The 15482-nt window shown below is 75.1% G+C and carries 13 protein-coding genes; 5 read left to right on the forward strand and 8 right to left on the reverse strand.

What is annotated here, in order from left to right; translation table 11 throughout:
- Positions 1 to 90 precede the first annotated feature (90 nt).
- The 4 genes from WDV06_RS19685 to WDV06_RS19700 form a co-directional block, all read right to left on the reverse strand.
- Positions 91 to 1182, reverse strand: a complete 1092-nt coding sequence (locus WDV06_RS19685; protein WP_395511080.1) for a DNA polymerase III subunit beta family protein — start codon at positions 1180 to 1182, stop codon at positions 91 to 93.
- A gap of 58 nt (positions 1183 to 1240) precedes the next feature.
- Entirely contained in the window at positions 1241 to 2155 is a 915-nt protein-coding gene (locus WDV06_RS19690; protein ID WP_395511081.1) for a LysR family transcriptional regulator, read from the reverse strand.
- A 9-nt stretch (positions 2156 to 2164) separates the two neighbouring features.
- Entirely contained in the window at positions 2165 to 3079 is a 915-nt protein-coding gene (locus tag WDV06_RS19695; protein ID WP_395511082.1) for a DMT family transporter, read from the reverse strand.
- Positions 3080 to 3273: 194 nt separating this feature from the next.
- The gene (locus WDV06_RS19700; protein ID WP_395511083.1) at positions 3274 to 4218 is read right to left on the reverse strand and encodes an EamA family transporter; all 945 of its coding nucleotides are present in this window, start codon (positions 4216 to 4218) and stop codon (positions 3274 to 3276) included.
- Between the two features lie 171 nt (positions 4219 to 4389).
- Between WDV06_RS19700 and WDV06_RS19705 the strand changes: the two genes are divergently transcribed.
- Positions 4390 to 4899: a MarR family winged helix-turn-helix transcriptional regulator gene (locus WDV06_RS19705; protein ID WP_395511084.1), complete on the forward strand. Its 510-nt coding sequence runs from the start codon at positions 4390 to 4392 to the stop codon at positions 4897 to 4899.
- Between the two features lie 161 nt (positions 4900 to 5060).
- Here the strand turns inward: WDV06_RS19705 and WDV06_RS19710 are convergent, their stop codons facing one another.
- The 3 genes from WDV06_RS19710 to WDV06_RS19720 are packed head-to-tail and all read right to left on the reverse strand — an operon-like array spanning position 5061 to position 7569.
- A complete protein-coding gene (locus WDV06_RS19710) occupies positions 5061 to 5300 on the reverse strand; it encodes a hypothetical protein (RefSeq protein ID WP_395511085.1) in 240 nt (79 codons plus the stop codon).
- Between the two features lie 20 nt (positions 5301 to 5320).
- Positions 5321 to 7321, reverse strand: coding sequence for a 4-alpha-glucanotransferase (locus tag WDV06_RS19715; protein WP_395511086.1), 2001 nt, complete (start codon positions 7319 to 7321; stop codon positions 5321 to 5323).
- A gap of 17 nt (positions 7322 to 7338) precedes the next feature.
- Complete coding sequence (locus WDV06_RS19720) at positions 7339 to 7569, reverse strand: hypothetical protein (protein WP_395511087.1); 231 nt, start codon at positions 7567 to 7569, stop codon at positions 7339 to 7341.
- Between the two features lie 228 nt (positions 7570 to 7797).
- Between WDV06_RS19720 and WDV06_RS19725 the strand changes: the two genes are divergently transcribed.
- On the forward strand, positions 7798 to 10797 hold the full coding sequence (locus tag WDV06_RS19725) for a beta-N-acetylglucosaminidase domain-containing protein (protein WP_395511088.1): 3000 nt from the start codon (positions 7798 to 7800) through the stop codon (positions 10795 to 10797).
- A gap of 79 nt (positions 10798 to 10876) precedes the next feature.
- Here the strand turns inward: WDV06_RS19725 and WDV06_RS19730 are convergent, their stop codons facing one another.
- The gene (locus tag WDV06_RS19730; protein ID WP_395511089.1) at positions 10877 to 11422 is read right to left on the reverse strand and encodes an HNH endonuclease; all 546 of its coding nucleotides are present in this window, start codon (positions 11420 to 11422) and stop codon (positions 10877 to 10879) included.
- A 248-nt stretch (positions 11423 to 11670) separates the two neighbouring features.
- Here WDV06_RS19730 and WDV06_RS19735 point away from each other — a divergent pair, with 248 nt between their 5' ends.
- The 3 genes from WDV06_RS19735 (at position 11671) to WDV06_RS19745 (ending at position 15478) form a co-directional block, all read left to right on the forward strand.
- The gene (locus WDV06_RS19735; protein ID WP_395511090.1) at positions 11671 to 12741 is read left to right on the forward strand and encodes a mechanosensitive ion channel family protein; all 1071 of its coding nucleotides are present in this window, start codon (positions 11671 to 11673) and stop codon (positions 12739 to 12741) included.
- 116 nt (positions 12742 to 12857) lie between these two features.
- On the forward strand, positions 12858 to 14060 hold the full coding sequence (locus WDV06_RS19740; RefSeq protein ID WP_395511091.1) for an ROK family transcriptional regulator: 1203 nt from the start codon (positions 12858 to 12860) through the stop codon (positions 14058 to 14060).
- A 74-nt stretch (positions 14061 to 14134) separates the two neighbouring features.
- Positions 14135 to 15478, forward strand: a complete 1344-nt coding sequence (locus WDV06_RS19745) for an ABC transporter substrate-binding protein (protein WP_395511092.1) — start codon at positions 14135 to 14137, stop codon at positions 15476 to 15478.
- Positions 15479 to 15482: the final 4 nt, after the last annotated feature.

The raw sequence follows: 15482 nt of genomic DNA on the forward strand, positions 1-15482 counted from the left end.
CCCCCCCCCCCCCCCCCCCCCCCCCCCCCCCCCCCCCCCCCCCCCCCCCCCCCCCCCCCCCCCCCCCCCCCCCCACGCCGGGGGGCCGGTTCAGGCGTCCAGACGGACCGGCATCAGCAGGGAGAACGCCGTCCCGTCCTCGGGGCGGCGGACGGCCAGCGGGGCCGTCGGCGCGCCGAGTTCCAGGACCAGACGGTCCGCGCCGCCGGCGGCGAGGGCCTCCAGCAGGTAGGCGCGGTTGACGGCGACCCGGTCCGGCTCGCCGTCGCCGTCGCCCTCCTCGCAGATGACCGCCTCCCCGTCGGCCACCGTGAGGACGCTGAGGTCGCAGGCGCCGCCGTCGCGGCCCTCACCCGCCACCACCGGTCCGTTCTCCAGGGCCGCGCGGAAGGCCGGCACGTCGACGAGGACGCGGCGTCCGGCGGGCAGCCGGACCAGACGCCGGTAGTCGGGGTAGTCGTGGTCCGGGCAGGTCCCGGCGGTCTGGCGGTCCCCGGCCTCCAGGGAGACCCGGCCGCCGTCCACGGTGACGAGCGCGGTCGTGGAGCCGGCGAGCAGCGCCCGCATCGCGTCGGCGAGCGGGGACGGCACGACGACCTGGGTACGCGGCCCCTCGTGCCCGGCGGCGGGGACCTGGGCGACGGCCATGCGGTAGCGGTCGGTGGCGACCAGGTGCAGGCTCTGCCCCCGGAGGTCGAGGAGAACGCCGCCGAGGGCGGGCAGTTCCGGGTCGGTGGCGGCCGCGAAGCGGACCGAGTCGAAGGCGGCGGCCAGTGCGGCGGCCGGAACGGACGCACGGGCGTGCGCGGTGCTGAGCGGGGCCATGGGGTTCTCCTTGCGGGCGAAGAGCGAGCGGACCGCGGAGAACTCGCTGCGCGCCTCGGCCAGGCCGCGTTCGAGCCGGCGCAGATGGGCCTGGAGCAGCTGGCTGACGGCCCCGGTGTCCGGGCCGGGCCAGCCGGCGAGGACGAGCCGGATGTCGGCCAGCGGCATGCCCGCCCGGCGCAGCCGGGCCAGCAGACGGGCCTCGTCCACCTGCTCGGGGCCGTACCAGCGGTAGCCGCTGACCGGGTCCACCCGGGCCGGGACGAGCACACCGGCCCGGTCGTAGAACCGCAGGGCGCTCACCCCGAGGCCGCTGTCCCGTGCCGTCTCGCCGATACTGCGCATCGCGTTCTCCACGCCCGTCACTGTGGTCCCTGCACCAGGTCGAGGGTCAACATCCGCCCGGCCGCGGCGCTCACCGCGCGTCCGACGGGCCCGGGCCGGCCGCCCGGCGGAGGGCGTCGAGGACGCGGGCGACCGCGGGGGCCACGTCGCCGCCGCGGCGCGTGGCGGCGATGACGTGGCGGGTCGGGCGGTCGTGCGGGAGCGGGCGGACGGTGACGCCGGTGGCGCGGCCGGCCGCCATGCGGGGGATCAGCGCGACGCCCATGCCCGCTTCCACGAGGGCGAGGATCGCGGTCCAGCCGGCGGCCGAGTGGGCCTGTTCCGGTACGAAGCCGGCCGCCTCGCAGGCGGTCCGGGTGATCTCCGACCAGGGGCCGGAGCCCCCGTAGATCCACGGTTCCGAGGAGAGGTCCGCCAGGCGCAGGCCGGGCGCGGCGGCCAGGCGGTGGTCCGGCGGCAGCGCCACGTCCAGGGGGTCCGCCAGCAGCGGGATCCGGGTGAAGCGGGGGTCCCGGGCCGTCGGCGCGTGCGCGGCCAGCGAGACGGCGAGGTCGACGGCGCCCGCGGCCAGCAGTTCACAGGACTCCGCCGCCTCGGCCTCCCGTACGCGCACCTCCAGGCCGGGGTGGGTCCGCCGGAGCGCGGCCACGGCGGGCACGACGAGGGCGGGGACCGCGGTGGAGAAGGCGCCGACCCGGACCTCCCCGGTCTCACCGGCCCGGTACCCGGCCAGCTCGGCACCGGCGCGTTCCAGCTGGGCGAAGACCGCCTCGGTGTGCCGCAGGACGAGGTGGGCCGCGTCGGTGAGGCGGACGCCCCGGCCCTGGGCCTCCAGCAGCACCACGCCCAGCTGGCGGGCGAGGTTGGTCAGCTGCTGCGAAACGGCCGAGGGCGTCATGTGCAGCGCCTCGGCCGTGGCGGTCACGGTGCCCCGGTCGGCCAGGGTCCGCAGGACCCGCAGCTTCTTGATGTCCCAGTCGGTCACACGGTGAAACTACCGGCGGGCCGCACTGCCCAGGGCGACCCCGCCCAGGATCAGGGCCGTGCAGAGCAGCTGCGCCGGGCCGGTCCGCTCGCCCAGCAGGAGCAGGCCGAGGCCGGCGACGCAGACGGGCTGGAGGTAGTAGACGACGCCCGCGCGGGCCGCGCCGATCAGGGAGACGGCCCGGTTCCAGGCGAAGAAGGCGACGGCGGAGGAGAACACGCCGACGTACAGGAGCGGGCCGACGGCGGCGGCGGTGACCTCGAAGCCGCCCTGGACGGTGAGGGAGACCGCGTACGCGGGGGCCAGCATCAGGGCGCCGAGCACGAAGGTGGTGATCAGGAAGGCCAGTCCGCCGATCTCGGCGGGCTTGCGCTTGAGGAGGGCGCTGTAGGTGGCGAAGGAGAAGGCGGCGGCGAACATCCACAGGTCGCCGGCGCCGAAGTCGAAGCTCAGGGAGCCGTCACCGACCAGCAGCAGCACGCCGAAGGCCGCGAGCAGCATCCCGGACACCCGCCGGGCGCCGAGCCGTTCGCCGCCGAGGCGGGCGTACAGGGCCATGATGACCGGCGAGGCCGCCATGATCGCGCCCATGTTGGAGGCGGAGGTGGTCAGCCCGGCCTGGTGGACGAGGGTGTTGTAGAGGGTGACGCCGAAGAGGGTGGCGAGGCTGATGTAGCCGAGGTGCCGGCGGATCAGGGCCCGCTGCTGCCAGGCCTGGCGGGCGGCGAAGGGGGCGACCGCGACGGCGGCGATGATCCAGCGCCAGAAGACGGCCTGGACCGGTGGGACGGTCCCGGCCATGCCGCGGGTGGCGACGAAGCTGCCGGACCAGACGACCGTCGCCAGGAGGGCGAGGAGGACGCCGAGGCCGAGGGCGCCCTTCGCCCCCGTACCGGGCGTGGGCTGCCGGTCCTGCTGAGCCATGGTCCGCGCGCGGTCCGTGACGGCCACTTCTGGTGTCCCCCTCCGGGTTCGTCGGTTGTGGTGCGCTTACCGTCGCACTCCGGAACCATCCAGGTCCATCGAAAGATTTCGACAGGTTGGTTAAGCACACGCGAATGGTCCCCGGGAGGCGGGGTGACCGACCTCCCGGGGACCGGGCAAGGGGACCGGCAGTCTCAGGCGATCCTGACCTTGGGGGCCTCGGCCGCCGGGGCCTGCGCCACGGCCGGCTGCGGGCCCGCCGCCGCGGCCTGTGCCGTGGGGGCCCGGCCGGGGAGCTGTCCGAAGACGGTGGCGCCGAAGGCGATCGCCATGCCGAGCACCTGCACGAGGGTCAGCGACTGGCCGAGCGCCGCCCAGCCGATGACGGCGGCGGTCAGCGGGGAGAGGGGGCCGAGCAGGGTGACGGAGGTCGCGGAGAGCTTGCCGATGCCGCGGAACCAGAGGAAGTAGGCGGCGCCGGTGTTGATCAGCATCATGTAGCCGTAGCCGAGGAAGGCCTTGCCGTCGAGCGCCGGCGGGGCGCCCTCGACCAGGGCGGCGATCGGGATGATGACCAGTCCGCCCGCGGTGAGCTGCCAGCCGGTCACGGCCAGCGGGCCGACGCCCTCGGGGCGTCCCCAGAGCTTGGTCATCACGGTGCCGGCGCCCATGGAGGCCGAGGAGACGAGGCCGGCGATGACGCCGACCAGGTCGAGCTGGGCCTGGGAGGTCAGCACCACCATGCTGACGCCGAGTGCGGCGACGATCGCGGCGAGCACGGTGCGCAGCCTGGCCCGCTCGCCCAGCAGCAGCGCGGCCAGTCCGACGACGAACAGCGGGCCGGCGGAGCCCAGGACGGCGGCCACACCGCCGGGGAGGCGGTAGGCGGCGAGGAAGAGGAGCGGGAAGAAGGCACCGATGTTGAGCGTGCCGAGGACCGCCGACTTCCACCACCAGGCGCCCTTGGGGAGCGCCCGGGAGAGGGCGACCAGCAGGAGACCGGCGGGCAGGGCCCGCATCGCGCCGGTGAAGAGCGGCCGGTCCGGCGGCAGCAGCTCACTGGCGACGAAGTAGGTCGAGCCCCAGGAGACGGGGGCGAGCGCGGTCAGGACGATGGTGGTGACTCGGTTCACGGTCACTCACTCCTCGGGCAGGTGGCGGGTACGGCGGCTGGGGACGTTGGGCGCGACCCACCCGGGGGCCCGTCCCGGCCTCCCCGGGTAGGTCGCTTGTAAGTAGCTTAGCACTAAGCTACTTTTTGGCAAGCGACTTTCTTGTGAGCGAGTAAGCGGAACCCGATACTTGCGGGTATGACCGCACTGAAGAAGGACACCGCCAAGGACGCCGTCGACGCCATCACCGACCAGTGGTTCGCGGTGAGGCCCGACCTCGACACCACGCCGATGGCCGTCTTCGGCAGGATCTACCGGATCGCCAAGGCCATGGGGGACGCGGTGGAGCGGGCGTACAACCGTCACGGGATGTCCCGCGGGGAGTTCGACGTCATCGCCACGCTGCGCCGATCCGGAAGCCCGTACACGCTCTCGCCCCGCGAGCTGTCGGCCACCCTGATGCTCACCACGGGCGGGATGACCGGGCGCCTGGACAAGCTGGAGAAGGCGGGGCTGCTGACCCGCAGCCCCGATCCGAACGACCGCCGCGGGCTCCAGGTGACCCTGACCGACCGTGGACTGGCCCTCGTGGACGAGGCGGTCGCCGACGGCATCGAGGTGAACCGGACCGCCCTCGCCGGCTTCAGCCCCGAGGAGGTCGAGGCGCTCGGCGGGCTGCTGCGCAAGCTCCTCGCCCACATGCCCTGAGGCCGGTGGCCACGGGCGCCCCGCGCGGGGCCACCCCGCGCCCGGCGCCCCGTACCCGGGTACGCCAAGGCGCCGGAGGTCGCTGCGCAACCGGCTCATGCCGGCTCCGCGGACCTCCGGCGCCCGGAAGTGCTGGGGTTACTGGACCGCCCGGGGGCGGATCAGCCCTGGTTCTGCTGCTTGCGCGACTTGTCGCCGACCATCACGAGACCCGTGATGACCAGGAAGATCACGATCGGCAGGGCCACGTACAGGCCGAGCGTCTCGCCGATGCTCAGCCCCTGGCCCGGGTCGTCGCCGTCGTCGCGGGTGAGCGCCAGGGCGGGAGACGTCATCAGCAGCATCATCAGCGCGGTTCCGGCCGAGACGGCGCCGGCGCGCAGAGCGTTCTTCTTGTCCACGGTGCAAACGTAGCGAACACCTAAAGCGGGCGCGCGCCCGGGGGTGCCGTACGGGTCTGCGCGCCCTCCCGCACCGCGCTCAGCAGGGCGTTCGCCCGGGGCGAGGCCATCAGCGCCTCCAACGTCAGCGGCCGGCCCGCCGCGTCGGCCACCGGCAGCCGCCAGTTGGGGTACTGGTCCCAGGTGCCCGGCAGGTTCTGCGGCCGCCGGTCCCCGACCGCGTCCGGCAGCCACACGCCGACCAGCCGGGCGGGGGTGCGCAGCAGGAAGGCGTACAGGGCCCGTACGGCGCCCTCCTCGTCCTTGGCCTCCAGCCCCAGCCCGTCCAGCACCCGCAGCCACTCGGCGGTGTCGGCGGCGTCCTCGGCCCGTTCCTCCTCCACCGGGCGGGTCAGCAGGCCCAGCCGGTCGCGGAGTTCGACGTGTGCGCCGGCCAGCTTGGCGGCGGTGGGCGGCAGGTCGTGGGTGGTCGCGGTGGCCAGGCAGTCGGCCCGCCAGGCCCCGGGCGCGAGCGGCCGGCCGTCCCCGGCCCAGTCCCGCTCGAACCAGAGCACGGAGGTGCCGAGCACGCCGCGCCGGGCCAGCGCCTCCCGGACCCGGGGCTCGACCGTGCCCAGGTCCTCGCCGACCACCACCGCACCCGCCCGGTGGGCCTCCAGGACCAGCACGGCGAGCATCGCCTCGCCGTCGTAGGAGACGTACGTCCCCTCGGCCGCCGGGGTCCCCTCCGGGATCCACCAGAGCCGGAACAGGCCCATGACGTGGTCCACGCGCACCGCGCCCGCGTACCGGAACACCCCGCGCAGCAGGGCCCGGAAGGGTGCGTACGCGGCGGCCTCCAGCGCGTCGGGCCGCCAGGGCGGCAGCCCCCAGTCCTGGCCGCGCGCGTTGAAGGCGTCCGGCGGCGCGCCGACGGACACGTGCCGGGCGTGGAAGGGACCCGTACGGGCGTCCGAACCCTCGGGGTGCACTCCGACGGCCAGGTCGTGGACGATGCCGACCTCCATCCCGGCCTCGCGGGCGGCCCGCTGGGCGGCGGTCAGCTGGGTGTCCGTCAGCCACACCAGCCAGGCGTGGAACTCGGCCCGCTCCCCCGGGTCCTCCCCGGCGGCGGCCGCGCACCAGGCGGCGTGCGCGGCGAGCCCCTCGCCCTGAGCGCTGCGGAACGCCCGGTAGGCGGCCTCCCGGGCGGGGGTTCGCTGGACGCGGTACAGCAGCTCCAGGGCCGCGCGCTTCAGGGCCCACACCGCGTCCCGGTCGATCAGGGCGCCCTTGTCCAGCACCTCGCGGCGCAGCTCCCCGCCCCGCACGGCCAGTTCGGCCAGGGCCTCGCGGTCCGGGCAGGCCTCCCACTCGGGCAGGTCCCCGACGCACAGGTACACCGGGTCGGGGAAGCGGCGGGAGGCGGGCCGGTAGGGGGAGGGGTCGGTGGGGGTGCCGGGGACGGCCGCGTGCAGCGGGTTGACCTGGATGAACCCGGCGCCGTGGGTGCGGGCGGCCCAGCGGGCCAGTTCCGCGAGGTCGCCGAGATCACCCATGCCCCAGGACCGCTCCGAGAGCAGGGAGTACAACTGGACGAGCAGGCCGTGGGCCCGCTCGGGCGCCGCCGGGGCCCGGTCCGGGGCCACGATCAGGGTGGCCCCGGCGGTGCGGCCGTCGGGGGTCTCGGCCGTCAGCCGGTGCACCCCGAGGGGCAGGCGCGGGTCCCACGCCGCCTCCCCGGCCCCGTCCTCCAGGGTCACCCGCAGCCGGGTCCCGGCCGGCAGCGAGGGCGGCGCCTCGGGGACGGGCTCGCCGCGCCACTGGACCAGCGTCGGCGGGAGCAGCCGCCCGGCCGCCTCCCGGTCGGCGCAGTCGGCCATCCGCCGTACGTCCTCGGGGGTGTCGACGGGGACGCCGGTCAGCCCGAGCACGGCGCGGACCGTGGCCGGGGGCACCCGGACGGTGACGTCCTCGGCGGGCTGGTAGGAGGTGGCGACGCCGTGGTGGGCCGCGAGCCGGTCGAGGTCGTCCATCTGCATCCTTGGGGCTGGAAGGGCTAGGAAACCGCCTCGCTCGTGAGCGGGGCCTCGTGCACGAGCGGGGTCTCGCTGGTCAGCGGTGCGTACGCCGCGCCGGGCAGCGGGGTTTCACTGGTCAGCGGCGCGTCCGCGCACCCTGACAACGGCGGCGCCCCGGCCGGGGGCACGTCCGCCGGGCCCGACCGGGCAGGCAGGTGGGCGAGCGGGGCGCGGCCACGGGCGGCGGGCGGCGCGGTGCGGGTTTTCATGAGGGCTCCCTCGTACGTGCTTCGGGCCGGTGCTCCGGACCCTTCCGGTCCGGCGGACCCGCCCATGCAACACCTGCGCCGGACACCGCAGCCATACCCAGTACGGGGCACCGCATTCCTGGCCGATCTTGGTCAGATCGCCCTCCGTGGATTGACACTTCAGCCGCACGGGTGGTGGGCTCGGGCTCATTCGTACGGGCGGGGGACGACTCGGGACGGGGAGGCTCCGTGCAGCTCAGGGGCAGGAAGAGGAGCACCGCCGCGGCGGTCGCCGTCATAGGTTCACTGCTGGGCGGGGCGGTGGCCTCGGTCCCCGAGGGCATGCTGGCCGCCACGCCCGGGTCCCCGGCGGTGCCGCGCCCCGACAGCGGGTCCGCCGCCGTCGCCTCCGGCGGCCCCGGACCGCTCCTCGACCCGGCGTACGACGTTCCGCGATCCCCTTCCGAGGGCCCGGCGGTGTGGCCCCGGCCCCAGTCGGCGTCCGCCGACCCGGCCCGCGAGGTGCCGGTGGCGGCGGAGGCGGTGCTGGTGGCACCGGCCGACGCGGACCCGTACGCCGTGGACGTCGTGCGCACCGCCCTGCGCGCGGCAGGCGTACGGACCCTCCACGACCGGCCGCCGGGGGCGGTGCTGCCCGAAGGGGCCCTCGTCGTACGGCTCCAGGGGCCCGACGCGGAGGTGGCGCTGCGGGCGCTCGGCGCGGCCCCGGCGGGGGACCTGCCCGAGGGCGGCTACCGGCTGGCGGTGGGCAGGGCCGGCGGCCGTGACACGGTCGCGCTGGCCGGGGTCGGCTCGGACGGGCTGTTCCACGCCGCGCAGACGCTGCGTCAGCTGCTGGCGGCCGGGGGCGGGAAGGTACCCGGGATGCTGGTGCGGGACTGGCCCATCGCGCCGGTGCGCGGGGTCACCGAGGGGTTCTACGGGCAGCCCTGGAGCCGGGAACAGCGGCTCGCGCAGCTGGACTTCATGGGCCGCACCAAGCAGAACCGGCTGCTGCTGGCCCCCGGTGACGACCCGTACCGGACGACGGCCTGGCGCGAGGAGTACCCGGAAGCGGCCCGCGAGGACTTCCGCGCCCTGGCGGAACGGGCCCGGGCCGACCACGTGACGCTGGGCTGGGCGGTGTCCCCGGGCCAGTCCATGTGCCTGGCCTCGGCGGAGAACCGGGCGGCGCTGCTGCGCAAGGTGGACGCCATGTGGGACCTGGGCTTCAGGGCCTTCCAGCTCCAGTTCCAGGACGTCAGCTACGCGGAGTGGGGCTGCCGGGCCGACCGGGTGCGGTACGGCACGGGGCCCGTCGCGGCGGCGAAGGCGCACGCGGAGGTCGCGGGCGAGCTCGCGGCCCACCTGGCCGAGCGGCATCCGGGGGCGGCCCCCCTGTCGCTGCTGCCGACCGAGTACTTCCAGGAGGGCGCCACCGCCTACCGGACGGCTCTGGCCGGGGCCCTGGACCCGCGCGTGGAGGTGGCCTGGACGGGCGTGGGCGTGGTGCCGCGCACCATCACCGGCAAGGAGCTGGCCGGGGCGCGCTCCGCCCTCGGGCACCCCCTGGTGACGATGGACAACTACCCGGTCAACGACTGGGACCCGGACCGCATCTTCCTCGGCCCGTACGCCGGGCGCGATCCGGCGGTGGCGGGCGGTTCGGCGGCGGTGCTGGCCAACGCGATGCCGCAGGGCACCCTGTCGCGGATCCCGCTGTTCACGGCCGCCGACTACGCCTGGAACCCGAACGGGTACCGTCCCGGGGAGTCCTGGGCGGCGGCGGTGCGCGACCTGTCGGGCCCCGACCAGCGGACCCGGGCGGCGCTGGCCGCGCTGGCGGGGAACACCGCCTCCTCGGGGCTGAAGCTGGAGGAGTCGGCGTACCTGAAGCCGCTGGTGGAGGAGTTCTGGCGGGCCCGCGCGGCCGGGGACAAGGCCGCGGGTGACAGGCTCCGGGCGGCGTTCACGGTGCTGCGGGAGGCCCCGGCGCGGCTGCCCGGCCTCTCCGGGGAGGCGGGGCCCTGGCTGGAACGGCTCTCGCGCTACGGGGCGGCGGGCGAGCTGGCGGTGGACCTGCTGCGCGCCGAGGCCCGGGGGGACGGGGCGGCCGCCTGGCAGGCCTCGCGGGCCCTGGCGGCGGCGCGGGCGGCGCTGGCGGAACAGGACGGGGTCCGGGTGGACGCCTCGGTGCTGGACCCGTTCCTGGCGAAGGCGGCGGCGGAGTCGGACGCCTGGACGGGCGCCTCGCGGACCGCCGGGACGGTGCGGCACGATCCCGGCGCGTGGACCGTGTGGCTGGACGAGCCGCGGCCCGTGGCGGCGGTCACGGCGATGACCGACCCGCTGGCGCCCGGATCGCGGGGCGCGGCGGTGGAGGTCCACGTGCCGGGCGAGGGCTGGCGGCGCATCGGGGAGGCGGCGGGGTCCGGGTGGACCCAGGCCGACGCGGGCGGCGTCCGGGCGGACGCGGTGCGGCTGTCGTGGGCCGGCGAGGAACCGGTGGTCCACCAGGTGGTCCCGTGGTTCGCCGACGACCCTCAGGCGGGTTTCGAACTGGCGGACGGGGGCCGGGTGGACGTGGAGGCCGGCGGGGCCCCGCGGACGGTGTCGGCGCAGCTGTCGGCGGTCCGCCCCGGCGAGGTCCGGGGCTCCCTCACCCTCTCGGGGCCCCCGCCGGCGGGCATCGAGGTCCGCCTCCCGGGCGAGGTCACGCTCCCGCGCGGGGGCCGGCTCTCCCTGCCGGTGGAGGTCCGCCTCCCGGCGTCCACCCCGCCGGGCACGTATGCGATCCCCCTCGCCTTCGACGGGCAGGTGCGCACGCTCACGGTCCGGGCGGTCCCGCGCACCGGCGGCCCGGACCTGCTGCGCACGGCCCGCGTCACGTCCTCGGGGGACGAGTCGCCGCGGTTCCCGGCGTCGGCGGCGGTGGACGGCTCGGAGGCGACCCGGTGGTCCTCGAAGCCGGTGGACGGGGCGTGGTGGCAGGCCGAGCTGGCCGCCCCGGCCCGCGTCGGGCTGCTGACCCTGCACTGGCAGGAGGCCTACGCGTCGGCGTACCGGGTGGAGACCTCCTCGGACGGGGTCACCTGGCGGCCGGCCGCCGCCGTCTCCTCCCGGGGCGGTACGGACACCGTCCGCCTGGACCCGGCCGCGGACACCCGGTACCTCCGCGTCACCTGCGACCGGCGCGCCACGCGCTACGGGTGCAGCCTGTGGTCTGCGACGGCGTTCGCCGTGCAGTAGCGCCGCCGCATCCGGCCCCGCCGGCACCCCGGCGGGCGGCGGCCGGGGGGAGGGTCCGGGGGCGGGGCCCCCGGGCCCGTCAGGACGCGGCGGCGGTCGGTACCCCGATGCGCTCCAGCGCGTCGTCCGCCCCGTACGGCTGGAGGTAGGGCATCCAGCGCGGATCCCGGTGTCCGGTGCCGATGATCCGCCACGCCAGCCCCGACGGCGGAGCCGGCTGGTGCCTCAGCCGCCACCCCAGTTCCAGCAGGTGGCGGTCGGCCTTGACGTGGTTGCAGCGTCGGCACGCCGCGACCACGTTGTCCCAGACGTGCTGGCCCCCGCGGCTGCGCGGGATGACGTGGTCCACGCTCGTCGCGACGGCCCCGCAGTACATGCAGCGGCCGCCGTCGCGGGCGAACAGCGCGCGGCGGGTGAGTGGAACGGGCCCCCGGTAGGGGACCCTCACGAAGCGCTTGAGCCGGACCACGCTGGGCGCGGGGACGGCCTGTGTCGCGCTGTGCAGGAAGGCGCCGGATTCCTCCAGGGAGATGGCCTTGTTCTCCAGGACGAGGACGAGCGCGCGGCGGAGCGGTACGACGCCGAGGGGCTCGTACGACGCGTTGAGGACCAGGACGTGCGGCACGGACTGCCTCCTTGTACGCCGGCGGCGCGTGGCTCGCGCCGGGACGATCTGTTCTCCAGTCTCCCCTTACGGCTGGTCGAAACGCCACCACGCGCCGGTAACGGGCCCGAGGTGTTTTCAACCACACTCCCTACATCCCCAGGTGAGGGCGGTCTCTCCCTCGAACACCGCAACGAGGTCGGTGCCGTGCCCGGTTACTGTGGAAGGCCTGCCCGTACACCGCGTTCCGTTTCCACGGGCAGGACGCCATGCCTGGAGGTTCCCCCGTGCCCTCGCCCGCCACCCTGCTCCCGTTGGCAGCGACCACCACCGACGACGCCGCCGAGAGCGTGACCAACGCCGCGAGCTTCATCGAGGAGAACTGGGCCACCTGGCTGAGCATCGGCCTGCGCATCCTGCTGATCATCGTGATCGCGGCCGCGCTCCGCTCGGTCGTCCGCAAGGCGCTGACCAAGCTGATAAGCCGGATGAACACCAGCGCGGAGGCCGTCGAGGGCACCGCGCTCGGCGGTCTGCTGGTCAATGCCGAGCGCCGGCGGCAGCGTTCCGAGGCGATCGGCTCGGTGCTGCGCTCCGTGGCCTCGTTCCTGATCCTGGGCACGGCCGCGCTGATGGTGCTGGCCGCATTGAAGATCGATCTGGCCCCGCTGCTGGCGAGTGCCGGTGTGGCCGGTGTGGCGATCGGTTTCGGTGCCCGCAACCTGGTGACGGACTTCCTGTCCGGCGTGTTCATGATCATGGAGGACCAGTACGGCGTCGGCGACAAGATCGACGCGGGCGTGGCCTCCGGCGAGGTGATCGAGGTCGGTCTGCGCGTGACCAAGCTGCGCGGCGACAACGGTGAGATCTGGTACGTCCGCAACGGCGAGATCAAGCGCATCGGCAACCTCAGCCAGGGCTGGGCGACCGCGGGCGTGGCGGTGCAGGTGAAGCCGACGGAGAACCTCGCGCGACTGCGCGAGACGCTCCAGGAGGTGGCCGACACCTTCGCCAAGGAGTCGCCGTGGGACGAGCGGCTGTGGGGTCCGGTGGAGGTGCTGGGCCTGGACGAGGTGCTGCTGGCCTCGATGACCGTGAAGGTGTCGGCGAAGACGATGCCGGGCCAGCAGTTCGCGGTGGAGCGCGAGCTGCGCTGGCGGATCAAGGAGGCCTTCGACGCCGCCGGCATCCGGATCATCGGCGGACTGCCGGCCGCCGACGAGGAGGAGGCCCCGGCCGACCCGTCGGCCTCGGTCGCCCCGCCGTCGGCGCTGGCCAACCCGGCCTCGCCGCAGTCCGTGGCCACGACCCCGATCCCGGCGCCCCAGTTCCCCAAGTAGTCGCACGGTCCCCCTCCGCCCCGCCGGTCCTCCCGGCGGGGCGGTTTCATTGACAGGGCTCAGCGGGCGATAGGAAACTTACCTAACAGTTCGCTTCGGTGAGGGAGAGCCCCGTCATGCCCGCCGCCATGCCCGGAACGCCCAGCCTGCTGCGCGCCATCAACGACCGCGCCGCCCTGGAACTGCTGCTGACGCACGGCCCCCTCTCCCGCACCCGCATCGGACAGCTCACCGGCCTCTCCAAGCCCACCTCCTCCCAGCTGCTGGCCCGTCTGGAGGCCGCCGGGCTGGTCGTGGCGACCGGGACGGACGGGGGCCGGCCCGGCCCGAACGCCCAGCTGTACGCGCTCAACGCCCGCGCCGCCCACGTCGGCGGCCTCGACGTCACGCCCGACCGGGTGCTCGCCGCCGTCGCCGACCTCACCGGAGCCGTCCGCGGCCGCTTCGAACTGCCCTACGCGGAGGGTGCCGACGCCGTCGGCCAGGTCACCGGCGCCCTCGCCGGCGCCCTCGCGGACGCCGGCCTCGGTCTGGAGGACCTGCACCGCGTGGTCATCGCCACCCCCGGCGCCTTCGACCCCCGCTCGGGCCGCCTGCGCTACGCCAGCCACCTTCCCGGCTGGCACTCCCCCACCCTCCTCGACGAAATGGCGGCGGCCGTGCCCGTGCCCGTCGAGTACGAGAACGACGTCAACCTCGCCGCCGTCGCCGAACAGCGCCTCGGCGCGGCCCGCGGCCACGAGGACTTCGTCCTGCTGTGGAACGAGGAGGGCCTCGGCGCCGCCCTGGTGCTCGGCGGCCGGCTGCACCGGGGCTGGACCGGCGGCGCGGGCGAGGTCGGCTTCCTCCCCGTACCCGGGCACCCCCTGGTGCGCCAGGTCACCCGGGCCAACACCGGCGGGTACCAGGAGCTGGCCGGCGTACAGGTGCTGCCCGCCCTCGCCGCGGAGGCGGGCCTCGACACCACCGGCCTCCCCCGCGACGCCCAGGTGCCCGCCGCCGTCGCCCTGCTGCGACGGGCCGCCGCCGAGCCCGAGGGGGCGCACCTGGGCTTCCTCCGCTCGTACGCCACCGCCCTCGCGACCGGCCTGGCCTCGCTGGTCGCCGTACTCGACCCGGAGATCGTGGTCCTGGCCGGCGACGCCATCGCCGCCGGCGGCGACCCGCTGCGCGCCCTGCTGGAGGCCGAGCTCGCCGAGCTGGCCCCTTCCCGGCCGCGGCTGGTCTCCGGCGAGGTCCGCGAACGTCCCGTCCTGCGCGGCGCCCTGGAGAGTGCGCTGGCCGCCACCCGCGAGGAAGTCTTCGACACCTCCCGCTGAGCCCCACCCGCGCGCCCACCCCCGACTGGCATCCCCTCACCGGAAGTTCCTCCCCCCAGAGAGCGAGCCCTGCCATGCCCGAAGCCGGACGCCCCCGCCCCGCGGCCACCGCCCTGGCCGCCCTATCCGCCCTGGCCCTGCTCGCCACCGCCTGCACCGGCCAGGGCGCCACCACCGCCTCCGACGACCCGAAGGCGGACACCACCCTCACCTTCTGGCACGGCTGGTCCGCGCCCGGCGAGGTCAAGGCGATCGAGGAGAACATCGCCCGCTTCGAGAAGGCGCACCCCAACATCAAGGTCAAGGTCACCGGCAACATGACCGACGACAAGATCAACCAGGCGCTGCGCGCGGGCGGCGACAAGGCCCCCGACGTGGTCTCCTCCTTCACCACCGACAGCGTCGGCACGTTCTGCAACTCCGGCGCCTTCGCCGACCTCAATCCCTTCCTGAAGAAGTCCGGGGTCGACAAGGCGAAGGTCTTTCCCCCGACCCTGTTGGAGTACACGCAGTACAAGGGCAACCAGTGCACCCTGCCCCTGCTCGGAGACGCCTACGGGCTCGTCTACAACAAGACCGCCTTCGCCGCCGCAGGCATCACCGAACCGCCCCGCACCTGGAGCCGGTTCGCCGAGGACGCCCAGAAGCTGACCAAGCCGCGCGGGGACTCCTACGAACAGCTCGGCGTGATGCCCACCTTCCACGGCTACGAGACCACCCCCATGCGCCTGGCCGCCCAGTGGAGCCCCACCTGGTTCGCCGCCGACGGCAGCTCCGCCGTGGGCAAGGACCCGGCCTTCGCGAGGATGCTGACCGCCCAGAAGGACCTGGTGGACAAGCTGGGCGGCTACGAGAGGCTGGAACGCTTCCGAGCCGGCTTCGGCGACGAGTGGAGCTCCGAACACCCCTTCCACAAGGGGCTGGTCGCGATGCAGATCGACGGTGAGTGGCGGCCGGAGATGGCCAAGGAGGCCGGGGCGGGGTTCGAGATCGGCACCGCCCCGCTGCCCGTACCGGACGACCAGGCCGCCGACTACGGCAAGGGCTACCTCTCCGGCACCGTCATGGGGATATCGGCGGCGAGCCGCAAGCAGAACGCCGCCTGGGAACTCGTGCGGTACATGACCACCGACACCGAGGCGGTGGTGTCCTTCGCCAACGCCATCCACAACGTGCCCTCGACCCTGGCCGCCCTCGACTCCCCGCAGCTGAAGGTGAGCCCGGAGTTCAGGACCTTCCTCGACATCGCCCGGCACCCGAAGTCCAGCACCACCCCGGCCCGCGCGGACGGCGGCACCTACCAGCTGACCTTCCAGAACTTCGCGTACCGCACCGAAAAGGGCGAGGTTCCCGACCTGCAGGCCGGCCTCAACGCCACCGCGCGGCAGATCGACACCGACATCGCCAAGGCCGAGTAGTCCG

The sequence above is a fragment of the Streptomyces racemochromogenes genome (assembly GCF_044129415.1).
Classification (GTDB): Bacteria; Actinomycetota; Actinomycetes; order Streptomycetales; family Streptomycetaceae; genus Streptomyces; species Streptomyces racemochromogenes_A.